23 protein-coding genes are annotated in these 23,889 nt (G+C 63.5%); 11 read left to right on the forward strand and 12 right to left on the reverse strand.

Annotation, left to right across the window (positions count from 1 at the left end; genetic code table 11):
* Positions 1-9 precede the first annotated feature (9 nt).
* From YUO_RS0133020 to YUO_RS0133030, 3 genes are read left to right on the forward strand one after another with little or no spacing between them, the layout of a single operon-like run.
* Positions 10-1,053, forward strand: a complete 1,044-nt coding sequence (locus tag YUO_RS0133020; protein ID WP_028351073.1) for a branched-chain amino acid ABC transporter permease — start codon at positions 10-12, stop codon at positions 1,051-1,053.
* Positions 1,050-2,819, forward strand: coding sequence for a branched-chain amino acid ABC transporter ATP-binding protein/permease (locus YUO_RS0133025; RefSeq protein WP_028351074.1), 1,770 nt, complete (start codon positions 1,050-1,052; stop codon positions 2,817-2,819). The genes YUO_RS0133020 and YUO_RS0133025 overlap by 4 nt, the downstream gene beginning before the upstream one ends.
* Positions 2,820-2,824: 5 nt before the next feature.
* The gene (locus YUO_RS0133030) at positions 2,825-3,529 is read left to right on the forward strand and encodes an ABC transporter ATP-binding protein (RefSeq protein ID WP_430649579.1); all 705 of its coding nucleotides are present in this window, start codon (positions 2,825-2,827) and stop codon (positions 3,527-3,529) included.
* 110 nt (positions 3,530-3,639) lie between these two features.
* Here the strand turns inward: YUO_RS0133030 and YUO_RS0133035 are convergent, their stop codons facing one another.
* The 7 genes from YUO_RS0133035 to YUO_RS0133065 are packed head-to-tail and all read right to left on the reverse strand — an operon-like array spanning position 3,640 to position 10,117.
* The gene (locus YUO_RS0133035) at positions 3,640-4,617 is read right to left on the reverse strand and encodes a 3-hydroxybutyryl-CoA dehydrogenase (RefSeq protein ID WP_083754804.1); all 978 of its coding nucleotides are present in this window, start codon (positions 4,615-4,617) and stop codon (positions 3,640-3,642) included.
* Positions 4,614-5,705, reverse strand: coding sequence for an NAD/NADP-dependent octopine/nopaline dehydrogenase family protein (locus YUO_RS0133040; RefSeq protein WP_028351077.1), 1,092 nt, complete (start codon positions 5,703-5,705; stop codon positions 4,614-4,616). The genes YUO_RS0133035 and YUO_RS0133040 overlap by 4 nt, the downstream gene beginning before the upstream one ends.
* 40 nt (positions 5,706-5,745) lie before the next feature.
* On the reverse strand, positions 5,746-6,393 hold the full coding sequence (locus YUO_RS0133045) for a flavin reductase family protein (protein ID WP_028351078.1): 648 nt from the start codon (positions 6,391-6,393) through the stop codon (positions 5,746-5,748).
* Between the two features lie 9 nt (positions 6,394-6,402).
* Positions 6,403-7,314: a fumarylacetoacetate hydrolase family protein gene (locus tag YUO_RS0133050; protein ID WP_028351079.1), complete on the reverse strand. Its 912-nt coding sequence runs from the start codon at positions 7,312-7,314 to the stop codon at positions 6,403-6,405.
* Positions 7,315-7,323: 9 nt separating this feature from the next.
* A complete protein-coding gene (locus YUO_RS0133055; RefSeq protein ID WP_028351080.1) occupies positions 7,324-8,451 on the reverse strand; it encodes a cupin domain-containing protein in 1,128 nt (375 codons plus the stop codon).
* A gap of 51 nt (positions 8,452-8,502) precedes the next feature.
* Complete coding sequence (locus YUO_RS0133060; protein ID WP_028351081.1) at positions 8,503-8,898, reverse strand: RidA family protein; 396 nt, start codon at positions 8,896-8,898, stop codon at positions 8,503-8,505.
* A 43-nt stretch (positions 8,899-8,941) separates the two neighbouring features.
* Positions 8,942-10,117, reverse strand: coding sequence for an acyl-CoA dehydrogenase family protein (locus YUO_RS0133065; RefSeq protein WP_028351082.1), 1,176 nt, complete (start codon positions 10,115-10,117; stop codon positions 8,942-8,944).
* Between the two features lie 281 nt (positions 10,118-10,398).
* On the opposite strand from YUO_RS0133065, the gene YUO_RS0133070 reads away from it, so the two are divergent.
* The 8 genes from YUO_RS0133070 to YUO_RS45365 all read left to right on the forward strand — a co-directional run bounded on the left by YUO_RS0133070 (position 10,399) and on the right by YUO_RS45365 (position 18,593).
* Positions 10,399-12,561: a thiamine pyrophosphate-dependent enzyme gene (locus YUO_RS0133070; protein ID WP_028351083.1), complete on the forward strand. Its 2,163-nt coding sequence runs from the start codon at positions 10,399-10,401 to the stop codon at positions 12,559-12,561.
* The gene (locus tag YUO_RS0133075; protein ID WP_028351084.1) at positions 12,558-14,102 is read left to right on the forward strand and encodes an indolepyruvate oxidoreductase subunit beta family protein; all 1,545 of its coding nucleotides are present in this window, start codon (positions 12,558-12,560) and stop codon (positions 14,100-14,102) included. The genes YUO_RS0133070 and YUO_RS0133075 overlap by 4 nt, the downstream gene beginning before the upstream one ends.
* A 2-nt stretch (positions 14,103-14,104) precedes the next feature.
* Positions 14,105-15,067: a PDR/VanB family oxidoreductase gene (locus tag YUO_RS0133080; RefSeq protein WP_028351085.1), complete on the forward strand. Its 963-nt coding sequence runs from the start codon at positions 14,105-14,107 to the stop codon at positions 15,065-15,067.
* An 11-nt stretch (positions 15,068-15,078) separates the two neighbouring features.
* Positions 15,079-16,392, forward strand: a complete 1,314-nt coding sequence (locus YUO_RS0133085; protein WP_028351086.1) for an aromatic ring-hydroxylating dioxygenase subunit alpha — start codon at positions 15,079-15,081, stop codon at positions 16,390-16,392.
* 1 nt (position 16,393) lies between these two features.
* The gene (locus tag YUO_RS0133090; protein WP_235782911.1) at positions 16,394-16,906 is read left to right on the forward strand and encodes an aromatic-ring-hydroxylating dioxygenase subunit beta; all 513 of its coding nucleotides are present in this window, start codon (positions 16,394-16,396) and stop codon (positions 16,904-16,906) included.
* Between the two features lie 6 nt (positions 16,907-16,912).
* Positions 16,913-17,647 (forward strand): SDR family NAD(P)-dependent oxidoreductase, encoded by a 735-nt coding sequence (locus YUO_RS0133095; RefSeq protein WP_028351088.1) that lies wholly within the window; start codon positions 16,913-16,915, stop codon positions 17,645-17,647.
* Positions 17,648-17,715: 68 nt separating this feature from the next.
* Entirely contained in the window at positions 17,716-18,195 is a 480-nt protein-coding gene (locus YUO_RS0133100; RefSeq protein WP_028351089.1) for a MarR family winged helix-turn-helix transcriptional regulator, read from the forward strand.
* A gap of 122 nt (positions 18,196-18,317) precedes the next feature.
* Positions 18,318-18,593: a winged helix-turn-helix transcriptional regulator gene (locus YUO_RS45365; protein WP_347335957.1), complete on the forward strand. Its 276-nt coding sequence runs from the start codon at positions 18,318-18,320 to the stop codon at positions 18,591-18,593.
* A 63-nt stretch (positions 18,594-18,656) separates the two neighbouring features.
* Here YUO_RS45365 and YUO_RS0133105 read toward each other — a convergent pair whose 3' ends face one another.
* Genes YUO_RS0133105 through YUO_RS0133125 form a run of 5 tightly spaced genes read right to left on the reverse strand, consistent with a single transcriptional unit; the run spans position 18,657 to position 23,888 of the window.
* Positions 18,657-19,784 (reverse strand): mandelate racemase/muconate lactonizing enzyme family protein, encoded by a 1,128-nt coding sequence (locus tag YUO_RS0133105; RefSeq protein ID WP_028351090.1) that lies wholly within the window; start codon positions 19,782-19,784, stop codon positions 18,657-18,659.
* 15 nt (positions 19,785-19,799) lie between these two features.
* The gene (locus tag YUO_RS0133110) at positions 19,800-20,837 is read right to left on the reverse strand and encodes a tagatose 1,6-diphosphate aldolase (protein WP_028351091.1); all 1,038 of its coding nucleotides are present in this window, start codon (positions 20,835-20,837) and stop codon (positions 19,800-19,802) included.
* Positions 20,834-21,808 (reverse strand): sugar kinase, encoded by a 975-nt coding sequence (locus tag YUO_RS0133115; RefSeq protein ID WP_235782912.1) that lies wholly within the window; start codon positions 21,806-21,808, stop codon positions 20,834-20,836. The genes YUO_RS0133110 and YUO_RS0133115 overlap by 4 nt, the downstream gene beginning before the upstream one ends.
* Positions 21,805-22,878, reverse strand: coding sequence for an ABC transporter ATP-binding protein (locus YUO_RS0133120; RefSeq protein ID WP_028351093.1), 1,074 nt, complete (start codon positions 22,876-22,878; stop codon positions 21,805-21,807). Before YUO_RS0133120 ends, YUO_RS0133115 begins: the two co-directional genes overlap by 4 nt.
* A gap of 5 nt (positions 22,879-22,883) precedes the next feature.
* The gene (locus YUO_RS0133125; RefSeq protein ID WP_028351094.1) at positions 22,884-23,888 is read right to left on the reverse strand and encodes an alcohol dehydrogenase catalytic domain-containing protein; all 1,005 of its coding nucleotides are present in this window, start codon (positions 23,886-23,888) and stop codon (positions 22,884-22,886) included.
* Position 23,889: the final 1 nt, after the last annotated feature.

The raw sequence follows: 23,889 nt of genomic DNA on the forward strand, positions 1-23,889 counted from the left end.
ACTGAGGGCATGACGGCAGACATCGCAGCGATCCTTGCGATCGACGGAATAGCCACCGGGGCGGTCTACGCCCTGGTGGCGATCGGAACCGTGCTGATCTTCACCGTGACGCGGGTGATCTTCATTCCGTTCGGCGACATCGCAGCCTTCACGGCGCTGACGCTGGCCGCATTGGATGCCAAGCAGCTTCCCGGAACAGTCGGATTGGTTGTCGTGTTGGCGTGCATGGCCTGCGCGATGGAAGTCGTCTCGCTGGCGCGCGCCGGCGAACTTCGCGCGGTGCCGAAGGCCGTCCTCTTCTACCTCGTGTTACCTCTGATCGTCGTCGGGACCGTCTGGCTGACGATGCGCTTTACCCCGCCGATGCCGGTCCGGATCGTGCTGGCGCTGCTCTTGATCCTGCCGATCTCGCCACTCTTGGACCGGATCGTGTTTCGCCCAATCGCGGATGCCTCTGTTCTCCTCTTGCTGACCGTCTCGGTCGCGCTCCACTTCGCGCTGGTCGGACTTGGCTTGCTGTTCTTCGGCCCCGAAGGCGTCCGGACCGAGCCGCTGACGTCGATGGCGATGGAGATCGCCGGGGTGCACGTCTCCGGACAGACAGTGCTGATCCTCACGGCCGCGCTCGTGTTCAGCGGCTTGCTGTTTCTATTCTTCGACTTCACGCTGATCGGCAAGGCGCTGCGCGCAACCGCCCTAAACCGGACCGGTGCCCGGTTGATGGGCATCAGGCCGGCGCGCGCCGGGACCATCGCCTATCTGCTGGGATCACTGATGGCTGGCGTCTCCGGTATCCTGATCGCGCCGGTCAACACGATCTTCTATGACTCCGGATTCCTGCTCGGCCTGAAAGCCTTCGTCGGCGCCATCGTGGGCGGCATGACGAGCTATCCGGGGGCTGCGCTCGGCGCGTTCGGCGTCGGCCTTCTCGAAAGCTTCGCCTCGTTCCAGAGCAGCACCTTGAAGGACGTCATCGTCTTCTCGCTTCTGATTCCCGTGCTGCTCTGGCGCTCGCTCGCCTCGCAACATTCCGAAGAGGAAGTCGAGGAATGACGCCGCAGCAGATCCGCCTCATCATTGCCGCGGCGATCGCCTGCCTCGTGGCGGCGCCCTTTGTGCTCAATCCGTTCAGCATTACCTTGCTGAACTATATCGGCATCTACTCGCTTGCGGCCATCGGGCTCGCGCTATTGACCGGCGTCGGCGGCATCGTCTCGTTCGGGCAGGCCGCTTTCGTCGGCGTCGCCGCTTATGCGACAGCGTGGGTCACAGCGCTGAACGGCTATTCGCCCTGGCTCGGACTGGTGCTGGCCGTCATTCTTACCTGCAGCATCGCGGCAATACTGGGCTTCGTGACGCTGCGCCTGGGCGGCCACTTCCTGTCGCTGAGCACGGTGGCGTGGGGGCTGGCGATCGCGTTCCTGTTCGGCAACATCCAGGGGCTCGGCCAACATAATGGCATCTCGGGCATTCCGCCGATCTCGATCGGCCCGTTCGCGCTTGTGGAGAGCCGGCAGATCTATTTCTTGATCTGGGCGATCGTCGTCGCAGTCCTCCTCCTCTGCTACAACCTTCTCGACTCCCGCATCGGCCGCGCGATGCGCGCGATGCGCGGCGGCAATACCTTGGTCGAAAGCCTCGGCATCAGCGCGTTCCAGATCAAGCTGGCGACGTTCGTGATCGCCGCATTCCTTGGCGCGCTGTCCGGATGGCTCTACGCTCATCTCGGCCGTTTCGTCAGTCCTGGACCGTTCGAAGCCATCATGGGAATTGAATATCTGATGATGGCGATGGTCGGCGGCGCCGGCAGCATTCTGGGCGGTGTGGTGGGTGCCGCGATCGTCACGCTCCTGAAGAATGCCGTGCAAGACTACCTGCCGCTGATCGCCAAGGGCGCCTCCGGCCAGCTCGAGATCGTGGCGTTCTCCGCGCTGTTCATCCTGTTCTTGCAGCGTGCGCGGCAAGGCATCGTGCCTTTCCTGGCAGGCTTTCTGCCGGAGCTAAAGAAGTCCCGTCCGCAACCGGCTAGCCCGCTGCCGTGCCGCGAGCAGCCGGCGCCCGGCACGCTTCTTCTTAAAGTAAGCGGCGCGCAGCGGCGGTTTGGCGGCCTCGTCGCCGTCAACAATGTCAGCTTCGAAGTGAGGTCCGGCGAGATCCTCGGGCTGATCGGACCGAATGGCGCCGGCAAGACCACGATGTTCAACCTGCTCACGGGGGCGCTGCGCGCCAACAGCGGCGAGATCGCTTTCGCGGGACGCTCGATAACCGACGACCAGCAATTCCACATCGCGCGCTCCGGCATCTCGCGCACCTTCCAGCACGTCAAGCTGCGCCCGCGCATGACGCTGCTCGACAACGTGCTGCTCGGCACCTATTCGCGCACCGGGACCGGCCTGCTCGCCGGCGCGCTCCGCCTGAATCAGGCGGAAGAGGCCAGCGCACGCTACGAGGCGTTGCAGCAGCTCGAGCGGGTCGGGCTCGGGGACAAGCCGTTCGAACTCGCCGGCAACTTGCCGCTCGGCAATCAGCGCGTGCTCGAGATCGCTCGCGCGCTCGCAGCCGACCCGACACTGCTCGTTCTCGACGAGCCCGCGGCCGGTCTGCGCCGCCAGGAAAAGCTAAAATTGGCCGAACTGCTGCGGTCGCTTCGCGCCGACCATCTGACGATCCTCCTCGTCGAGCACGACATGGAGTTCGTGATGTCGCTGGTCGACCGCATCGTCGTGCTCGATTTCGGCTCAAAACTCTGCGAAGGCGAACCTGCGGCAATACGCAACGACGCCCGCGTCCAGGAAGCCTATCTTGGAGGTGTCGCGTGACACAGATGTTCTCGATCGAGAATGTGTCGGTCGCCTACGGCAAGGTGGAGGCGGTGCGGAACGTCTCGCTTTCCGTCGAGCAAGGGCAGATCGTGACCGTGATCGGACCGAACGGCGCCGGGAAGACCACGCTGCTGATGGCCGCCATCGGTCTGCTGAAGTCCACCGGACGAATGGTCTTTCAAGGCAACGATCTTGCGCGGATCGATGTCGAAGGACGTGTCGAACGTGGTCTCTGCCTCGTGCCCGAGAAACGTGAGCTGTTCGCCGATCTGTCGGTCGCCGACAATCTGTTGCTCGGTACCTACAGCCTGCGCGATCGTTCGACGACGCGCAAAAGCCTCGACGATGTGTTCGACCGCTTTCCGCGGCTGAAGGAGCGCAGCAAGCAAGCCGCCGGCACGCTGTCGGGCGGCGAGCGGCAAATGCTGGCGCTCGGCCGTGCGCTGATGGCGAAGCCGAAGCTCCTGGTGCTGGACGAACCCAGCCTCGGCCTTGCGCCGCTCATCGTCCGGGAAATCTTCCGCACCATCGCCTCGTTGCGGAGCCTCGGCGTGTCGGTCCTGCTCGTCGAGCAGAACGCCCGCGCCGCGCTGGAGACCGCAGATTACGGCTATGTGCTGGAAACCGGCGAGATCATCCAGTCGGGGGCGGCGGACACTCTGATCCACGACCCGAAGCTGATCGCGGCCTATCTCGGCGGGCATTAGAGCAACTAAGAGCGGGACCAAAAATTGCGAAAACAACCCCATGCAAAGTAGAAATGGGGCTTCGTATCATCCGAACACACTAGATCTACCTAGCTAGGGCAGCGCGCGCGTTACGCGACGGGTTCGCGCGCAAGGCCCATCGCCCGCAGCGCCGAGGCAAAAGCGGCGAGGCGCTGCTCGCGATAGGCAGCCTGGTCGACGCCTTCGTAGTTCATGAATCCCTGTCCGGTCTTCATGCCGATGCGGCCCTCGCGCATATTGGCGGCGATGATCGGCGGCGCGGCGTAGCGGTCGTCGCCGAGCGCCTCGACCAGATAACGGCTGGCATGATGCAGGATATCGCCGCCGCCCCAGTCGATGAATTCGAGCAGGCCGAGCACCGCGAAGCGGAATCCAAAGCCATAGATCACCGCCTTGTCGATATCTTCCGCGGAGGCGACACCCTCCTCCACCATCCGGGCGGCCTCGTTCATGGCCAGCGCCTGGATACGCGGAACGATGAAGCCCGGACGCGCCGCGCAGACCACCGGCACCTTGCCGATGCCTTCGAGCAGCGCTTTCATCCGCGCCGTCGTCTCCGGCGCGGTGAGCTGCCCGGGAGACAATTCGATCAGTGGCACGAGGTAGGCGGGATTGAGCCAGTGCGCATTGAGGAAGCGCCCGGGATGTTCGATCGATCCGGCGAGGTCGTCGACCAGGATCGTCGAGGTGGTCGAGGCGATGATCGGACCCTCGCCCGCCAGCCGCGAGGCTTCCGCCAGCGCTCCCTGCTTCAACTCAGGGATCTCCGGCATTCCCTCGAAGATGACGTCGCAGCGCGGCAACGTCGCAGCCGCCTCCTGCCGGGACACGACCGTGATCCGTTCGGCAATCGTTGGCACAAGCTCTGGCGGGAGCAGACCGATGCGCGAGAGGATCTCGAGCGTCGAACGGATTTCGGCCTTGGCTTCGGCCGCTAGCGTCTCGAAGGCCGACGCCTCCCGTTCCTTGAAATCGATAACGACAACCTGATGACCGGCGAAAGCGAACACGACGGCAATACCGCGGCCCATTCGTCCAGCGCCGAGGCATCCGATAACCGGTTTCATCGGAAACCCTCGGCCAGAAGATTTTGCAACGCGGCCCTATCGAGATCGCCGAGGCCGAGCGAGGACAAGCTCCGGCCCGTCACTGCGAAATCCTCACCGGTAATGGCGGAACCGATCGCGAGGAACGCCTTGACCAGCGGCGTGTGCACGCCTGCAAGACCAGCGACCGATGCGAGGAACGACAGGCCGAGACGCAGATCCTCCGACATGTAGCGGTGCTCGACAAGAATGAGTCGTTCGGACCAATCGCCGGAATCCGTGAGCTGCTCGTGCGCGTCGCGCGCATACATCCATGGCTCACCATCCCGCGAATAGTGATCGGCCAGAGGAAAATGCGGCTTTCCATAACCAAGCGCCTCGCGAATGGCGATGCGCTCGGCATCGAGGGCGTCCGTCACGCGGCGGATCGCCGGCTGCGTTCCTTCCTTGTGAATATCCCATTTGTCGAAATGTTCGATCGGACCGGCGTTCATGGTGATCAGCGGCGGATGAATGATCGGGCCGGCATTCATCAGCGCCGCCGAGAGCGCATCGCCGCACGGCTCGATGGCATTCGGAAACGCGCGCTCGATCACACCCAGCGCATGCGGGGCAAGGCGCTGCGGAAACACACCGGTTGGCAATCGCGCGCCCCTGCCCGAAATGCGAACCGCATAAGGGCCCTGCTTGCGCGCCAGCCACGGCAGGGTCCCGGTCTCTGCGGTTGCGATCTCCGCGCGGTTGCCTGCGTCGCGGGCAGTACGGGCGAAGATGTAGGAGCCAAATGTGCCGGGCGGCAGGAATACGACCTGGCCGTCGCGCAAATGCGGTGCGGCCAGATCGGCGATCGCGCCTTGCGCAAAAGCCGGTGCCGGACACAAGATGAGATCGGCAGCGTCGATCGCTTCCGCGATCGAAGAGGTAATCACAGCCAGCCTGGCCTCGCGGCGGCCTGATCGATCGATGACCGTGATGGTGCCGCCCTGCGCATGGTGTGCGTCGACATCTCCGGGATTTCGCCGCCACAGCCGGATTTCGTGACCGGCCAACGCGAGGTCGCCGGCGGCCGCGAACGAACCGTTTCCTCCACCCAACACTGCGATCTTCAAGATGTCCTCCGCTCCGTCGCCTGGCGTACCGGCAATCCTGTCACGCAGGCTCCGCCTTGACACTCTTTTGCTGCCACGTCGCCCAGCTCGGCCGATCGATCTGGAACAGGTCGGTGGAGCGCGCATACCAGCCGCTGCCGTGCATGCGGGCGATCAGCCTCAGCGCCTGCGTGTCGATGTGACAGCGCTCCTTGTCCAGAATTACCGCATCGTCGACATGGGCGCGAACGATACGACCGATCACGGCCGTTTGTCGCGGTCCTGTCACCAACGACGTGAGCACCCGGCACTCGAATGACACCGGCGCTTCCGCGATGCGCGGCGGGCGCACTGCCTGCGAGGCCGCCGGGGTCAGTCCGGCCAGCGCCAGCTCGTCGATCTCGGGCGGCGCGTCGATACAGGTGATGTTCATGGCCTCGGCGTTGCGCTCGGCGACGAGATTGACGACGAATTCCCCGGTATCGAGGATGTTCGCAGCCGTGTCCTTGAATCGCTGCGAACCTGCCAGAAGTCCGATCGCGACGGTCGGCGGCTCATGCCCCATCACGTTGAAGAAGCTGAACGGCGCTGCATTGATCACGCCGCTCGCGGAGAGCGTGGTGATCCAGGCGATCGGCCGCGGCGTCACCGTGGCCGTCAATATCTTGTAGCGATTCTGCGCTTCCAGCGTCTCCATATCGAAGATCATGCCAGCCTCTCAGATCGCGACCACCGGATGACGCAGCCGGCCGATACCCGTTACTTCGGCTTCCACCACATCGCCCGGCCACAGCCATTCCTGCGGAGAGCGGCCGGCCCCGACGCCCTCGGGCGTGCCGGTGGCGATGATGTCGCCTGGCTCCAGCGTCATCGCGGCCGAAATGTCGGCGATCAGGAGCGGTACCTTGAACAGCATGTAACGGGTGTTGGAACGCTGCTTCTCGACGCCGTTCACTGTCAGCCAGAGATCGAGCGCATGTGGGTCGGTGATTTCGTCCGCCGTGACGATGCACGGCCCGAACGGCGCGTAGGTGTCCTGCCCCTTGGAGTAGATCCACTGGCCGGCGCGGCGGTTGTCGCGGGCGCTGACGTCGATCATCACGCTGTAGCCGAACACGAAGCCGAGCGCTTCGGCTTCGGACACGCGCCGTGCGGTTCGCCCCATCACAACAGCAAGCTCGACCTCCCAGTCGAGTTGCTGCGTGATCGCCTTGTTGTGATGAATGGCCTCGTCCGGTCCGATGATGCTGGTCGGTGGCTTCGAAAAGATGATCGGCTGCTTGGGCAGGTCTTTTGCGGTGTCGAGGGCGCGCGAGGATTCCGCGACGTGCTCGACATAATTCAGGCCGATGCCAAAAATGTTCTTGCGCGGACGCGGTATCGGCGCGAGCCGCCTGACGTTTGCGAGCGGCAACGCAGCGCCGACTGGCCAGTTATCCCTGCCCTCGTTCAGTATCTTCTTGAGCGCCGCCAAGGCTGGCGGTCCGAGATCGATGAAGTCGAGCATCGATGAGGGAAGGGAAACCCCGGTATGCTGGCCCAGTTTCTCGACGTCCACAACGAGATCGCCGACAACCGCGCCGAGACGGGCGGCAGCTTCAACGGTGCTGCGATAGGTAACAAGACGCACGATGCTCTCCTAGGATACGGGGGGCTGCCGGCCGCCATTGTCGCCAAAAGCTTCCTCGCGATAGAGGCCGAGCGCGTTCATGACCGGCAGATCGTTGAAGGTGAAGAGACAGGCGTCCTCGCTGGCGGAGGCGTTCACATGCTCATGCCAGGCCCAGGACGGCACGCAGAAGATATCCCGCTCCTTCCAGTCGAAGCGCTTGCCGTCGATGATCGAATGACCGCGCCCCTTTGCGACCTGATAGATAAAACTGCCGGTGTGACGATGCGCGCGCGTGCTTTCGCCCGGCCGCAGCATCTGCATCGACGCGCCGATCGTCTGCATCACCGGGCCGCCGGTCAGCGGGTTGACGTAGTTCATGAGAACGCCGTCATAGGGCGAGCCGTCGGTCGCCTTGGCGTAACGCTGTAGCGCCTCGTAGGTCGGGGCCCACTCATATTTCAATAGCGGCGAATATCCCTTGGACCATTCGGCGCCCGCCGGGCGCAGGCCGGGATTGCCCCAGCTATGCGCCATGTCGTCGACGGGATAGCCGACGCTCTGCTGCAGGTCGGGATGAACCACATAGAAATTGGCTTCGAGCGTGTTGACGAGGGGAATGTCGAGGCCATCCTGCCAGATGCAGGGCGTGCCGTCGCTGGAGACGCCGTGCTCGTGCCAGGTGCCGTTCGGCGTCAGCACAAAATCGTTGGCACCGAGCGTCATTTTGTGACCGTCGACGATCGTATAGGCGCCCTCGCCTTCCATGATGAAGCGGAGCGCCGAGGCCGAATGGGCGTGGGCGGATGCGACCTCGCCCGGGTGCATCACCTGCAGGCCGGAATAGAGCCAGCCGACCGCGGCGGCGTGCTCGCGGCGGCCGGGATTGTTCAGATAGATGACGCGACGCCCGGCCTTTTCGGGCGACACCAGTTCAACGGACCGCAGCACGTGCGCGCGGAGGTCCTCATAGCGCCACAGCACCGGAACGGAGGACGATTTGGGCTGCCACGGCTCGATCTTGTTCGCGACCGTCCAGAGTGCGCCCGCCTCCAGGCGTTCGAGCTCATCATAGTAGGCAAGCAATTCAGGGGTGTCTTCGACATTGGCCCGCCCGGCCACATCTTCCCGGTGGTTTTCACGCGCTTTCGTTGCCATGTCGCCCTCCTGTGAGTTGGCGCCGCTTCCGGCGTCGCGTTGTCAATTCATCTAGTCAGGTATCATTGCGATCGCCTGGATTTCGACCTTGGCACGATCCTCGACCAACCCCGATACCTGCAGCGCGGTCATGGCCGGAAAGTGCCGACCCATGACACCGCGATAGGCCACACCGATTTCCTTCAGGCGCGCCGAATACTCCTTGCGATCGAGCAGGAACCAGGTCATCGACACCACGTGCTCGGGCGTAGCACCACCGGCGCGCAAAACCGCATCGACGTTCTTCAGGGTCTGGCCGATCTGATCCACCAGATCATCGGACTCGAACCTGCATTGCTCGTTCCAGCCGATCTGGCCGGCGACGAAGATCATCCTGCCGCGCGCGGCGATGCCGTTCGCGTACCCCCTCGGCTTGGCCCAACCGGGTGGTTGCAAGACCTCGAACATTTCATACTCCCGTAGCGCAGGACGCAACTGAACGGCCGTTCGGCTAGACCGCCTTCAGGACGTCACGTCCGATGATGAGTTTCTGGACTTCGGTCGCGCCTTCATAGATGCGCAACGCGCGTATCTCGCGATAGAGCTGCTCAACGACTTCGCCCGAGCGCACGCCGCGGCCGCCGAACATCTGTACGGCGCGGTCGATCACCGCTTGCGCGGTTTCGGTCGCGACCATTTTGGCCATTGCCGCTTCACGGGTCGTGGAAGCCTTCTGCACGTCGCGCCGCCATGCCGCGCGGTAGGTGAGAAGCGCGCTGGCATCGACGCCTGCGGCCATGTCGCCTAGGGCTGCCTGCGTCAATTGCTGGTCGCCCAGCACGCCGCCGAACATCCGCCGTGACAGGGCATGCGCCACCGCCTCATCGAGCGCGCGGCGGGCAAAACCCAGCGCGGCGGCTGCAACCGATGCGCGGAAGATATCGAGGGTGCGCATCGCGATCTTGAAACCTTCGCCCGGCGCACCCAACAGCCGCGCCGCCGGAATCCGGCAGCCCTCGAAACGCAACGTCGCCAGCGGGTGCGGCGCCATCACGTCGATACGGTCGGCGATCGAAAACCCGGGATCATCCGGCAGCACCACGAAGGCCGAAATGCCCCGCGCGCCCGGCGCCTCGCCGGTTCGCGCAAACAGCGTATAGACGTCGGCAATGCCGCCGTTGGAAATCCAGGTCTTCTCGCCATCGAGGATGTAGTGGTCGCCTTCGCGGCGTGCGCTGCAGCTCATGGCAGCGACGTCGGAACCGGCCTCCTTCTCCGACAAGGCAAAGGCGGCAATCCACTCGCCACGCCGCGCCTTGGGCAGTACCAGCGCGCGCAATTCGGGCGACCCGGCAATCGCCACCGCTCCGGTTCCAAGTCCCTGCATCGCAAATGCGAAATCGGCGAGCCCACTGTGCCAGGCCAGCGTTTCGCGGGCGAGACAGATCAGCCGCGAGTCGATCACCGCATCGGGCCGATCGTCTGCGACCGACGCCTCAAGCAATCCGGCGGCGCCAAGCTGGCGTACCAGCGAACGGCAAGTTTCATCGACATCATGGCCATGCGTATCGCCAAGATCGGCTGCAAATGCGTCGAGCGCGGCGGCGTATTCGCTGTGGCGGGAATCGAAGAACGGCCACGCAAGGTGTTCGCGCGACGGCCCGCGTAATGGCGAAACCGGAGTCATGTCAGTCTCCCGCAAAGGCCGGTTTTGCGCGCGCTCGCCAAGTGCAACGCGCGCCTCAATAATGTTTCATGGCTAAAATATCCTGTCAAGCGAACCGGCCGCCAATCGGAAGCCCGGAGCATGTGCACGAAGTCTACGAAATAGGCTAGAAGACGCGCTCAAATGCGCGTGAAGCGTTTTGCGACCTCAGAGCTCGCGGGTCCGATTGACATCATTTTTGTTTGATGTCTAAAATTATATTTGGTCATCCGGAGTTCCGGGCGAGCCCTCAGGAGGCGAGCATGGCAGAACGCTCTTTCGCGCGCGAGGTGGAAGACCTGAAGCTCGGCGCCGGCCAGGAATTTCGCGGCGAGGGCATCCTCGCCATTACCAAGGCGCTGCTGGAATGCGGCGTCAGCTATGTCGCCGGTTACCAGGGCGCGCCGATCTCGCATCTGATGGACGTGCTGTCGGACGCGCAGGACATTCTTTCTGATCTCGGCGTGCATTTCGAATCCAGCGCCAGCGAGGCCACCGCCGCGGCAACGCTGGCTGCCTCGGTGATGTATCCGGTCCGTGGCGCGGTCACCTTCAAGGCGCCGGTCGGCATCAACGTCGCGTCGGACGCGCTCGCCAACCTCTCCTCGGGCGGTGTGACCGGCGGCGCGCTCATCATCATCGGCGAGGATTACGGCGAAGGCTCCTCCATCATGCAGGAGCGTTCGCACGCGTTTGCAATGAAGTCGCAACTCTGGCTGGTTGATCCGCGGCCCAACGTGGCGTCCATCGTCAAGGCCGTGCACGATTCCTTCGATCTGTCCGAGGCGTCGAATACGCCCGTGATGCTGGAGGTGCGGATACGCGCCTGCCATGTGCATGGCCGCTTCGCTACCCGCGACAACGTCCGCCCCGCCTTTCCGCTGTCCCGCGCGCTCGAACGGCCGTCGCGCGACACCAACCGTATCGTGCTGCCGCCGGCTTCGTACCTGCACGAGAAGGAGAAGGTCGAGCATCGCTGGCCCGCGGCGGTTGAGTTCATCCACGCCCGCGGCATGAATGAGACCTTCGACGGCGACATCGACGATATCGGCATCATCATGCAGGGTGGCATGTATAACGGCGTCATCACAGCCCTGCGCGAGGCCGGGCTTGCCGATATCTGGGGCGAGACACGCGTACCGCTCTACGTGATGAACGTGACCTACCCGATCGTGGACCGCGAGGTGATCGACTTCTGCCGCAACAAGAAGGCGGTGTTGATGGTTGAGGAAGGACAGCCCGAGTTCATCGAGCAGGCGTTGCACAAGATCCTGCGCAATGCCGACATTCCGGCCAAGCTGCACAGCAAGGACCTGTTCCCGATGGCCGGCGAATACACGGCACAAGTCATGGGCGAAGCGATCGGCGCTTTCATCCGCCGCTGGCGCCCGGATGCCTTGTCGGATGCCGCGCGCGCACCGAACATCGACCGCACTGAGGTCGATGAGAAAATCCGCGTGCTCGCCGACGTGGTGCCGCCGCGCCCGCCCGGCTTCTGCACCGGCTGTCCCGAGCGGCCGATTTTTTCTGCAATGAAACTGGTTGAGAAGGAACTCGGACCGCATCACATCGCCGCCGATATCGGCTGCCATTTGTTCTCGATCCTGCCGCCGTTCAATATCGGCGCCACCACCATGGGTTACGGGCTCGGCCCGGCCTCGGCCTCCGCCTTCAATGTGCCTGCGGGCAAGCGGTCGATCTCGATGATGGGCGACGGCGGCTTCTGGCACAACGGGTTGACCAGCGGCGTCGGCAACGCCGTCTTCAACCAGCACGATGGCGTGATCGTCGTGGTCGACAATTACTATTCCGCCGCGACCGGCGGCCAGGACATCCCCTCCTCTCGCGCCGAGAACCGTTCGCGTTCGACCAAGCACCCGATCGTCGAGGCGGTGAAGGGCGTCGGCGCCAAATGGGTGCGCCAGATCGACCGCACTTACGATGTCACGCGCATGCGCGACACGCTCCGCGAGGCGCTGACAACGGAGGAAAAGGGCCCGAAGATCATCGTCGCTTCGTCGGAGTGCATGCTGAACAAGCAGCGCCGCGTGAAACCGCTGGTCGCCGCCGCCGCCAAGCGCGGCGAGCGCATCGTGCGCGAGCGCTTCGGTGTCGATGAGGACGTATGTTCCGGCGACCACGCGTGCATCCGCCTGTCCGGCTGCCCCTCGCTGTCGGTAAAGCCGACCAGCGATCCCCTGAAGGACAATCCGGTCGCCGCCGTCGACGATAGTTGCGTCGGCTGCGGCCATTGCGGCGAGGTCGCGGACGCGGCTGTCTTGTGTCCCTCATTCTATCGCGCCGACATCGTTTCCAATCCGACCCCGTTCGAAGCGCGGCTCGATCGCCTCTGGCAACGAATGATCGGCGCTTTGCAGCGCTGGCGCGCCGGACGCCGCCTCACGTTCGAGCAGGAGCCGGCATGAACGGTTCGGTCGCGCCCTCCTCCATCGCGCTTAGTCAGGCTCGTCCGATCACCGTTGCGGTGCTCGCGATGGGCGGCCAAGGCGGCGGCGTGTTGGTGGACTGGATCGTGGCACTGGCCGAGCGGCGTGGCTGGTTTGCGCAATCGACATCGGTGCCCGGCGTCGCCCAGCGCACCGGCGCCACGATCTACTACATCGAGATGATCGCGCCCGACACGAGCAAGCCCGACCGCCACCCCGTGCTGTCGCTGATGCCGGCGCCGGGCAAGGTCGACATCGTGATCGGCGCCGAATTGATGGAAGCTGGCCGCGCCATCCTGCGCGGGCTGGTCTCGCCTGATCGCACGCTGTTGATAGGTTCGTCCCACCGCTCATTGGCCGTGATCGAGAAGACCGCGCCCGGCGACGGCACCGCCGATGCGGCGCAGGTTTACGAGGCGGCGAATGTCGCCGCCAACCGCTTCATCGCCTTCGATATGGCTGAAATCGCCGACGCCACCGGCAGCGTGGTCTCCTCGGTGCTGTTCGGCGCGCTCGCGGGCTCCGACGCTCTGCCCTTTGCCACCGAGGATTTTGAAGCCACGATCCGGGCCGCAGGCGTCGGTGTCGATGCCAGCTTGCGCGCCTTCGCCGCCGGCCGCGAACGGGCCGGCGCCATGGTCAAGCAGGATCCCAAGATCAAGCCTGTGGCGAAGCCGCCGCTCGCAAAACATTTTCCACGCCTCGAAGCAATCGGCCACGCCGGTTATGACGCGCTGATCGCGCGAGCGCGGCAGTTGCCGCCGGAGGTGCATGGCATCGTCGCCGCCGGTCTGCAGCGCGTGGTAGATTATCAGGACGTCGCATACGGCAGTGAATATCTCGACCGGCTCGAAGCGATGCCGCGCGAGGCGACCGGCCTGCTGCAGGCTTTTGCAAAGTATCTCGCGGTCGCAATGGCCTATGACGACGTGATCCGCGTGGCGGATCTGAAGACGCGAGCGGGACGATTCGACCGGGTCCGCCGCGAGGTCCGCGCCGGCGACGATCAGATTCTCGCGATCACCGAGTTCTTCCATCCGCGGATCGAGGAAATGGCGGGGCTCCTGCCGCCAATTCTCGGCGAAAAAGTCGAGCGTAGCCAGCGGCTGGCCCGGCTGATCGATCGTGGACGTAAACTGCGCACGACCGCGCCGTCGGCGTTCTTGCTGCTGTACGGCGTGGCCGGACTGCGGCGCTTGCGACGGCGCACGCTGCGGCACGCGCGCGAGATGCGCCATCTCGAGGAGTGGGTGCAGCGCGTCCGGAAATTCGCCGGGACCGATCCGGCGCTCGCGACCGCCGTGTGTGAGGCTCGCCGTCTCGTCGGCGGCTATTCGGATACGCATTCACGCGGTGAATCGAAGTTCGACAAGGTCATGCTTGCGTCCGAGCGCCTGGCGGGCCGGCTAGATGCCGCCGAATGGGTGCAGCGGCTGACCAAGGTGGCGCTGAAGGACGCCGATGGCGCCGAACTCGACGGCGCCTTGCGCACCGTCGAGACACTGTTCGAGGACGCCTGAGGATGGATCAATTCGAAGTCGTGGTGTCGAAGGCCGAGGCGCTCACGTCGCGCATCCGCGAATTCGTGCTGACGCGCGTCAACGGTGCGCCGATGCCGGGCTGGTCCGCCGGCGCCCATATCGACGTCCATCTGCCTGATGTCGGCCGTCGCTCCTATTCGCTGATCGAAACGGCGTCGCCGCGCGCGGCCGAACATCCGACCGCCTATCGCATCGCTGTGCTGCAGGAAAGCAAGAGCCACGGCGGCTCCAGCTTTATGCACGGCCTCAAGACCGGCGATCGCCTGACGATCTCGCCACCGGCGAACAATTTTCCGCTTCGAGCCGGCGCGGGCGAAGTGGCACTTGTCGCGGGCGGCATCGGCGTGACGCCGCTGCTCACGATGGCCTGCGAATTGAACGCGGCGAAGCGGCCGTTCTCATTCTATTATGCCGGCCGCAGCCGCGGCGAACTCGCCTTTCTCGGCGACATCGAGCGGCTGGCTAGCGCCAGCGCGACCATCCACGCCGACGACGAAGCCGGTCGCTTCTTCGACCTTGAGGGCTTGATGAGCCGGCTCGCACCGGACGTGCCGCTCTATCTCTGCGGACCGCTGCCGATGATTGAAGCAGCCATCGCGCTGGCGAAGCGGATGAACTGGCCGCAAGGACGGCTGCACTTCGAAATCTTCACCGCGCCCGAAGAGAAGTCCGGCGACTCGGCTTTCGAGGTCGAACTCAAGAGCAGCGGGCGCGTCTATGAGATTCCCGCCGGCAAGACCATCCTCGACGTACTGCTCGAGGCCGGCGAAGACCCGATACATGACTGCAAGCGCGGCGATTGCGGCATCTGCCAGACCACGGTGATCGCGGGCATTCCCGATCACCGCGACTACATCTTGAGCGACAGCGAGAAGGCCTCGAACAAGGTGATGCAGATCTGTATTTCGCGCGCGAAGACCAAGCGACTCGTGCTCGACCTGTGATGGAGAAACGCATGACCCGATATGCCGGCAATGTCGCGGCCATTCGCGACCTGGTCCGCGACCAGGAGGTTCACCGCGACGTCTATGTCAGCGAGGAAGTGTTCCAGCTCGAGATGGAGCACATGTTCCCGAATAGCTGGGTCTATGTCGGCCATGACAGCCAGGTCCCCAATCCCGGCGATTATTTCGGCACTACGATCGGCACCCAGCCGATCCTGCTGGTCCGCCACACTGACGGGACGGTAAAGGTGCTGCACAACCGCTGCCCGCATAAGGGCACGCGCATCACGTCCGAGACCTGCGGTAATGCCGGAAAGTTCTTCCGCTGCCCCTATCATGCCTGGAGTTTCAGGACCGACGGCTCGCTGCTCGCTATCCCACTAAAGAAGGGCTACGAGAACACCGGCTTCGAGCAGAGCCATGCGGCAAGCGGCATGGCGCCGGTCCGCCATGTCCGCAACTATCGCGGCTTCGTATTCGCCAAGATCAATGATGGCGGGCTCGACTTCGAGGAATTCTTCGGTGAAAGCCTGTCGAGCTTCGACAACATGATCGACCGCTCGCCGGTCGGCCAGCTCAAGGTCGCCGGCGGCGTGCTGCGCTACATGCACAATTGCAATTGGAAGATGCTGGTGGAAAACCAGACCGACACCTGCCATCCGATGGTCGCGCATGAGTCCTCTGCCGGGACCGTGGTCGAAGTCTGGAAGAAGGCGCCGCCCGGCACCAAGAAGCCGATGGCGGTCGAGATCATCGCTCCCTTCATGAGCCCCTACGAGTTCTTCGAGAATATGGGTATCCGGATCTGGGACAATGGCCACGGCCACACCGGCGTGCACCACTCGATCCATTCCGACTATTCGGCGGTGCCCGGCTATTTCGAGAAGATGAAAGCGGCCTATGGCGAAGAACGCGCCAAGGCGATCCTCGGCGAGAACCGGCACAACACGGTCTATTTCCCCAACATCATGATCAAGGGTCCGATCCAGTTGTTGCGGCACTTCAAGCCGATCGCAGCCAACAAGACGCTGGTCGAATCCTGGACGTTCCAGCTCGTCGATGCGCCCGACATGCTGCTCGAGCGCACGCTGATGTACAACCGGCTGATCAACGCGCCGACCTCGATCGTCGGCCACGACGACCTCGAAATGTATGAACGCGCGCAGGAGGGCCTGCACTCGAACGGCAATGAATGGGTGAACCTCCAGCGCCTCTACAGCCCCGACGAAGCCGGGCAGACCAACGTAGCGGTTAACGGCACCAGCGAGTGGCCGATGCGCCATCAGTTCCGTGCGTGGACCAAGTTCATGACGATGGGGATGTAACATGAGCATGGTCACTGAGGCTCAAGTAAAGAATGCGATTCCCACCGACCAGGAGTTGATCGACTTCGTGGTTCGCGAGGCGCGGCTTATCGATCAGCAGCGTTTCGACGAATGGCTCAATCTCTACGCCGACGACGCATTCTACTGGATGCCACTGGAATGGAATCAAACCGATCCGCGGCTGACATGCTCGCTGATGTATGAGGACAAGCTGTTGCTCTCGATCCGGGTCGAACGACTCAAGGGCGCGCGGACATTCAGCCAAAAGCCGAAAAGCCGCTGCCATCATGTGCTGCAGACGCCGCAGGTGGATTCGCGCGATCCTGCCGCCAACAACTATGTCACCTGGACCCCGATGCATTACATCGAGACCCGCATGGACGAGCAGACGCTCTATGCGGCCTGGGCCACGCATCATCTCAGCGTCGAGAACGGCAGGCTGAAGATCAAGCTCAAGCGTGTCGACCTGATCAATTGCGATGCTGCCTTCGGCAACATCCAGCTCTTCATGTGAGGGAGGATGAACGTGGTCCACCACACGGCGATCGTGAGCGGCGGTAATACCGGCATTGGCGCTGCGATCGCGCGCGGCCTGCTCGCCGAGGGCTATGACGTGATCTCGCTGTCGCGGCGCAAGCCGGACTGGAGCCATCCAAAACTCTCCTCGCGCGAGGTCGACCTGCTCGATGCGACGGCAACGCGCCAGGTGGCGGCGGAAATCGCCGCGAGTTTTGCAATCACCCATGTCGTGCACAATGCCGGCGCTATTCGGCCTAAGCCTCTGGAAGAGGTTGACGACGAGGACGTCGGCGCCTTGGCGCAACTCCATTTCGGCGCCGGGATTGCGCTGACGCAAGCGGCGCTACCGAATATGAAGCAGGCGCAGTTCGGCCGCATCGTGCTATTGTCCTCTCGCGCCGCGCTCGGCGCCGCCACGCGCACCGTCTATTCGGCCACCAAGGCGGGCATCATCGGCATGGCGCGGACCTGGGCACTCGAGCTCGCCCCGTTCGGGATCACCGTCAATGTCGTCGCGCCGGGCCCGATCGGAGATACCGAGATGTTCGAGAGCGTGATGTCGCCGGAGTCCGAGCGCGCCAAGAAGCTGGCACAGTCGATTCCGCTCGGCCGCCTCGGCAAGTCCACCGACGTCGCCCGTGCGGTCAGTTTCTTCAGTTCACCGGATGCCGACTTCATCACCGGGCAGACGCTCTATGTCTGCGGCGGAGCCAGCATCGGGTCGATTTCCATCTAGCTTGGGGTGAGATGCCAGCTATGGACGCCACGGTCAAACGAAAGGCTCGATCCGCCAAGGGCGCGCGCATGCAACCACTGCACCCAGGCGAGCCGGCGCACGAATCCGACGGCGCGCATCTCGAATTGCGCATCTGGCTGCGGCTGCTTTCCTGCTCCACCCGGATCGAGAAGGCGCTGAACGCACGGCTGCGCAAGGAGTTCAACACCACGCTGGCTCGCTTCGACCTTTTGGCGCAGCTCGCGCGCAAGCCGGCGGGCGCGACCATGTCTGAAGTCTCCGAGCTCTTGATGGTCTCGAACGGCGCCATCACCGCGCTCGTGCAGAAACTGGAAGCCGACGGCTTTATCCATCGAGAAGTCGATTCCGAAGACCGCCGCACCTTCCGCCTGCGCCTGTCACAGGAAGGCGCTAAGGAATTCGGCCGGATGGCGCGCCGACATGAGGAATGGGTCATCGCGCTGATTGGCGAACTCTCACCTGTCGCGCAATCGGATCTGCTGCAGCATCTGACCCTGCTCAAGCGCCGCCTCGACAAGCACACCTGACGCGGATGTCATCCCTAACGCTTGACAGAGGGAATGCTACCTATTTAGTAGCGAGCATGCCTATGAGCCAAACACCAAAACCTGGGAGACCTGTCCGAGGCTCGCGGACAGGCGTCCCTGTCATGGCGCTCCTGGACCTGTTGGGGCGACGCTGGACACTGGGCGTTCTGTGGAATCTCAGCAATGGCGGACCCTGCACATTCCGCAAACTGCAAGAGCGTTGCGAATCGATCTCGCCCACGGTTCTCAATTCGCGCCTGAAAGAACTGCGCGAAGCAGGCTTGGTCGAGCACTCGCAGGAGGGTTACCGCGCTACACCGACTGGACATGAACTTTATGCCCTTCTTGTTCCTCTTGGTGTCTGGGCGAAGAAGTGGGCAGCGAAGTTACCGGCGTAAGTTACGATAGAGCGAAATGAAAGCGCTGCTCTATCCGAACGAGATGCATGCGGCCCCGTCGGATCAAGCGGTCCGGTACTGCTCGATCGGGCTCAGATCCGGCTCGATTCCCAATCCCGGCTCTTCGCCCAGGGTCACGGTTCCGTTCGTTACGTTGATGAGCGGTCCGCAAAGTCGGTCGCGCAGCACGTTGTTGTTTGAATCGACTTCCAGCAGACCATCGCCACCGATCCCGGCAAGCAGATGCGCCGATGCGAGCAGGCCAATTCCGCCGCCGAGATAGTGCGGGCAGAAGGTCTTGCCTGACGCCAGGATGTCGCGCGCGATACCTGCGCACATGGTCAGGCCACCCCACTTGGCGATGTCGGGCTGCACGACGCGTAACACGTTGTCACCGAGCGCTTGCTCAAACCCCGCGCGGCTCGCGATGTTCTCTCCGGCCGCCAGCGGGATGCCGACGTTTTCACGCAATTTTTGCCATTCCCGCCACGGCCGATCGGCACGGATTGGCTCTTCCAGCCAAGCAAGATCGAACTCGCGCAGATGCGGCGCAATCTCCAGCGCACGGACCAGCGACCAGCCCTGATTGGCATCCGCTGCGAGTACGCCGTCGCCCACCAGATCGCGTAGCGACGCCAGATTGGCGCGATCTGTCGCCAGTTCGAAGCCGATCTTCAGTTTCAGTGCGCGGTGCCCACGCTTAATGGCCGATTCCGCCACTTGCCGCGAGCCGGTCGGATTAATTCCGCTGGCGTAGACCCTTATCGTCTTGCCGTTGCCACCAAGCAACCGCCACAGTGGCAGCTTCCGCCGCCGCGCGAACAGATCCCAAATCGCAAGATCAATTCCGGCTATCGCCTGCGCGAACGGACCAGGCTCGCCGGATTGCAGCGCCAGCACGGCGGTGCCCTCTGTCAGGGCCTCAAAGATTTCCTGGGGGGCCCCGACTGTGCGCCCGCATGTCGCGGGCGCCAGCACCTCGTTGACGAGTCGCGTTCGATGTTCGGCTCCGACCGATGGAAAGTTTGACCAAATCTCGCCCCAGCCGGCATTGCCGTCAGTGTCTTCCACACGAACGAATACTGCCGGCCTGTCAAGCATCCTGCCGAAGGAGGTAACAACTGGCGTCGACAATGGGTAACGATAGCAGAAGGCCTGCACATTACGGACGGTGAATGGTTGCGACGTCATGTCAGGACCCGAAAGTCAGTACGCTCTCGCGAAATCACCTTCCTGCCTGATTTCGCTGAAGCCGGGAAAGCGCGCTGTCCAGGCCTTTGCCTTGGCCTTGGTCAGCGTGTTGAGCCGTTCGAGCACGCCGACACCGTCTTTGCGAAGGCTGGCGGCGACTGCGGCGCGATCAGGGAAATGGCTGCGCACGGCATCCAGCCAAATCGTGCGGCCGGCCAAAAAGCCACCGGCGCCGGCGGCGTAGGCGTAGTCCAGCACGCGCTCGAATTTTTCCGGTGCCGCACCGCCTGACAGCAGCACCCAGGGGATGTTGCGTTGGCGACAGATGTCGCCGATTGCCTCGAACTCCTTCTGCGCAGCTTTGGACGCAGCGCTTCCATCGCGCGGCGGCAGGCTGTTGGCCGCAAGCGGACTTTCGAGCTTCAAGAGATCGACGCCATATTCGGGCTTCGCAAACTCCTGCACGCTGTCGATGACAAGCTTCGGCAGCTTGCCCGGCGATTCCACGTAGTCGGCGGTGTGGTTGGCGCTCCCGAGGAAGGGGTATACCAGCAGCTCGAGCACATAAGGGATGTCATGATGCGCGCAGTCCTCGCCGACCGACCGCACGAAGCGCTTCTGATGGTCGTTGACGGCAGGATCGGCATCTGGCCGGTACCAGGCGAGCACCTTCACCGCATCGCCGCCGATCGCGCGGATCTTCTCCACGCTCCAATCGGTGATGGCCCGCGACTTGCGGCCACCCGGAGTTTCCTCGACGCGATGCTCCTCGAGCGTCATGATGAGGCCGCAGCGAGCCGGCAATAGGTCGATGGCCGCGGGCACCGCAAAATTCGGATCAAACAGCATCGAGCTGCAGTGTGGCGCCAGCGCCTCCACCAGAAGCCGCTTGGCCGCGGTTACATCGGCATACTCGACCTGGTCCCTGGTGATGCCTTTCGCCTGGGCTATGGCCTCAAACAGCGGCGGCCGCTGGTCGAGCGCGACCATGCGAAAGTGCCCTTCCGCATCGGCCAGACGCGCAAGCCCGCGGTTCTTTCCAATTGTTCTCATTGGTTCGTCCTCATGAATGCAAGACAACTTTCGATCGAGGGAATTCCGGCGCGTCCGCCCGAATGCTCACATTTCAACGCCGCCGCGGCGGCAGCGAACTCCATCGCATCGCGCACGGCGAGACCCATACCGACCGCAAAGGCATAGGCGCCGTGAAAGACGTCGCCGGCGCCTGTCGTGTCCACGACCTTGACGCGGAATGCGGCCTGATTTTTAAGGCTGCCATTTTCGTACCAACTCACCCCTTCATGGCCGCGGGTGACCGCGACGATGCGGCAATTGAAGCGCGCAACTTTGGCCAGCGCCGCGCCGTCGGCCGACCCCATGAAGGTGGCAAGCGCGGGTTCGGAGAATACCGCGTGATCGGTGAGCGGAAGCAGGCGCTCGAATATGGCGGCTTCGGCGACATCGCCGTCGAGGATAGTCGGAATGCCCAGTGCACGCGCCTCGCCGAACAGCGCAACAGCTCCCTCCGGCCAGCGCGGATCGGCAAGAACGGCGGAAGCGCCTGCAACGGCATCGAGCGGTAGCCAATCGGCTCGCTCGGGATACGACCCTCGAAAATTCACGATCTGCCGTTCGCCGGACTTGTCGACGATCACGCCGGAGACCGACGAGCGGCCTTCGGGAAACAATTTGAAATTCGCAACATCAATGCCTTCGGCTGATAACGCTGACCGCATCTCATGCCCGGCGGCGTCATCGCCGCCACGGCCCCAGAAAGCAGCGGACCCGCCGAGGCGCGCGATGGCGACCGCAGCGTTTGCGGCCATGCCACCGCCCAGTGTGGAATAGTCGAGACTCCTGATCTTTTCGCTTTCGCCTGAAAACCTTTGGTCGACGCGCCAGATCTGATCAAGCGCCGAGAGCCCGAGGCAGATCACACGCGCGCGCTTTGCTTTGGAGGCCATGTCTTTGGAGACCATGTCGGCCAACCTCGTCGGCGTCGCGGGATTGGCGTGCTCGTTCACCGCAGCACCTGGCCATTGCTGCCGTCGAACAGATGCGCCCTGCCGGGCTGCGGACGCAGGTTGAGACGATCGCCGACCTTCGGCCGCAGCGAGGGATCGACCCGCGCGATCGCCGACGCGCCGGCCAGATCGAAATGAATCAGCGTGTCCGAGCCAAGCGGCTCGACCAGCCTCACCGTCACCGCCACGGCTCCGGCAGCATCTGCCGTCACCGAAAAATGCTCGGGACGGATTCCGAATACGCCATGGCCGGCCTTGCGCAACAGATCGCGGCTCTTCGCGTCGAGCGGCGCGTCAGTCCCACCCTGCGAAAAGACGATCTGCTCTCCACGTAATTCGACCGGAAAGAAATTCATCGCCGGCGAACCAATGAAGCCCGCGACGAACTGGTTGGACGGCCGCTCATAGACCGCTTCCGGCGTGTCGTATTGCTGAACCGTGCCGCTCTGCATCACCACGATGCGGTCAGCCATGGTCATGGCCTCGATCTGGTCGTGCGTGACGAAGACCATCGTAGTCTTAAGCTGTTGCGACAGCGCCTTGATTTCGGCGCGCACCTGCCCGCGTAATTTGGCGTCGAGATTGGATAGCGGCTCGTCGAACAGAAAGGCCTTTGGATTGCGCACGATCGCGCGACCCATCGCCACACGCTGCCGCTGCCCGCCAGACAATTCCTTCGGCTTGCGGTCGAGATAGGGCTCGATGTGCAGCAAGGTCGCCGCGCGCTTGACCCGCGCATTGATTTCGGCCTTCGGCGTACCGCGCAGCTCGAGCGCAAAGGACATGTTCTCGTAGACCCGCATGTGCGGATAGAGCGCGTAATCCTGGAACACCATGGCGATATCACGCTGGGCGGCGGGAACGCCGTTGACGCGATTGTCGCCGATGTAGAGCTCGCCGGAGCTGATCGGTTCAAGACCGGCGATGATCCGCAGCAAGGTCGACTTGCCGCATCCGGACGGACCGACGAAAACGACAAACTCGTGGTCCGCAATCTCGAGATTGAGATCGGGAATGACGGTAAAGCTGCCGTAACGCTTGACGAGATTGCGGATCGAGATCGAGGCCATGAACGCTAGCCCAGCGCCAGTACGGGCTTGATCAATTCGCCCTGGGCGAATCGCGCAAAATTCTCCGGCAGTGCCGAGAGGCCGAATTCGCCGTCGACCAGGACGCGATATTCCTCCTTGTATTGGCGCAGCAAGGCCACGTTGGGCTCGAAATCGCTGATCGGGAAGTAGAACGTGCGGATCATGTAGAAATCCTTGCGCCGGAACACCTTGCCTTCCTCGATCGTCCAGGGCGCGGCGTTCTCACCGACCAGCACCAGTGCTCCGCGCGGCAACACGAGCTCGATGCCGAGATTACGGGCCGCGTGCGCGCCCGAACACTCCATGATCAGCGCGAAGCGCCGCGACGTATCACCGACCGGGTGCGCCTTTGCGCCGAAGGACTGCGCGATCTTGAGGCGCGCCGCATTGGGATCGGCGACATGAATGTCGCGATAGCCGAGACTGCGGAGCGCGAGCACCACGCCAAGCCCAACCGGCCCGGCGCCCATCACCAGAACCGGCCCCGCCTCTTGCGGCGGCACAATACGGCTGACGAAACGCACGGCATGACCTGACGTGCCGATCACGTCGAGCAGAAGCGGCGCCAGACTGTCTTCGATGTCGTCAGGTACCGGCAGCAGGCAATTTTCCGGGACCGGCACGTATTCGGCATAACCGCCCGGTCTGTTCCAGCCGATCAGGCTCGATATCTCCAGGCACATCTGCGTATCGCCGCGTTGGCAAGCCGCACAGCGGTCGCAATGCAGCGGGATGTAGACGGCGCAACGTTTGCCGTGCATGGGATGGCCGGGCTGCTCGACCACACCGAATATCTCATGGCCCGCGGTAAACTCGGCGCCCTTGTGCCAGAGCTTGAAATCGGAGCCGCACAGCGCGGTTCGCGAGACTCGCACCAGCACCTCGCCGATCGCCACCTCCGGCATTGCGATGCGCTCGATGGTGATGCGGTCGCCGCCGTGGAACACGGCAGCCTGCATGATCGAATTCGGTTGCGGAACGACGTTCATC

It is taken from the genome of Bradyrhizobium murdochi, from assembly GCF_000472965.1.
GTDB lineage: Bacteria > Pseudomonadota > Alphaproteobacteria > Rhizobiales > Xanthobacteraceae > Bradyrhizobium > Bradyrhizobium murdochi.

Bases quoted from the DNA above. Each gene is read 5' to 3' on its own strand.
- YUO_RS0133020 (WP_028351073.1), top strand. From the start codon at position 10: ATGACGGCAGACATCGCAGCGATCCTTGCGATCGACGGAATAGCCACC.
- YUO_RS0133025 (WP_028351074.1), top strand. From the start codon at position 1,050: ATGACGCCGCAGCAGATCCGCCTCATCATTGCCGCGGCGATCGCCTGC.
- YUO_RS0133030 (WP_430649579.1), top strand. From the start codon at position 2,825: ATGTTCTCGATCGAGAATGTGTCGGTCGCCTACGGCAAGGTGGAGGCG.
- YUO_RS0133035 (WP_083754804.1), bottom strand. From the start codon at position 4,617: ATGAAACCGGTTATCGGATGCCTCGGCGCTGGACGAATGGGCCGCGGT.
- YUO_RS0133045 (WP_028351078.1), bottom strand. From the start codon at position 6,393: ATGATCTTCGATATGGAGACGCTGGAAGCGCAGAATCGCTACAAGATA.
- YUO_RS0133055 (WP_028351080.1), bottom strand. From the start codon at position 8,451: ATGGCAACGAAAGCGCGTGAAAACCACCGGGAAGATGTGGCCGGGCGG.
- YUO_RS0133060 (WP_028351081.1), bottom strand. From the start codon at position 8,898: ATGTTCGAGGTCTTGCAACCACCCGGTTGGGCCAAGCCGAGGGGGTAC.
- YUO_RS0133065 (WP_028351082.1), bottom strand. From the start codon at position 10,117: ATGACTCCGGTTTCGCCATTACGCGGGCCGTCGCGCGAACACCTTGCG.
- YUO_RS0133070 (WP_028351083.1), top strand. From the start codon at position 10,399: ATGGCAGAACGCTCTTTCGCGCGCGAGGTGGAAGACCTGAAGCTCGGC.
- YUO_RS0133075 (WP_028351084.1), top strand. From the start codon at position 12,558: ATGAACGGTTCGGTCGCGCCCTCCTCCATCGCGCTTAGTCAGGCTCGT.
- YUO_RS0133080 (WP_028351085.1), top strand. From the start codon at position 14,105: ATGGATCAATTCGAAGTCGTGGTGTCGAAGGCCGAGGCGCTCACGTCG.
- YUO_RS0133085 (WP_028351086.1), top strand. From the start codon at position 15,079: ATGACCCGATATGCCGGCAATGTCGCGGCCATTCGCGACCTGGTCCGC.
- YUO_RS0133090 (WP_235782911.1), top strand. From the start codon at position 16,394: ATGAGCATGGTCACTGAGGCTCAAGTAAAGAATGCGATTCCCACCGAC.
- YUO_RS0133095 (WP_028351088.1), top strand. From the start codon at position 16,913: ATGAACGTGGTCCACCACACGGCGATCGTGAGCGGCGGTAATACCGGC.
- YUO_RS0133100 (WP_028351089.1), top strand. From the start codon at position 17,716: ATGCAACCACTGCACCCAGGCGAGCCGGCGCACGAATCCGACGGCGCG.
- YUO_RS45365 (WP_347335957.1), top strand. From the start codon at position 18,318: ATGGCGCTCCTGGACCTGTTGGGGCGACGCTGGACACTGGGCGTTCTG.
- YUO_RS0133105 (WP_028351090.1), bottom strand. From the start codon at position 19,784: ATGACGTCGCAACCATTCACCGTCCGTAATGTGCAGGCCTTCTGCTAT.
- YUO_RS0133110 (WP_028351091.1), bottom strand. From the start codon at position 20,837: ATGAGAACAATTGGAAAGAACCGCGGGCTTGCGCGTCTGGCCGATGCG.
- YUO_RS0133120 (WP_028351093.1), bottom strand. From the start codon at position 22,878: ATGGCCTCGATCTCGATCCGCAATCTCGTCAAGCGTTACGGCAGCTTT.
- YUO_RS0133125 (WP_028351094.1), bottom strand. From the start codon at position 23,888: ATGAACGTCGTTCCGCAACCGAATTCGATCATGCAGGCTGCCGTGTTC.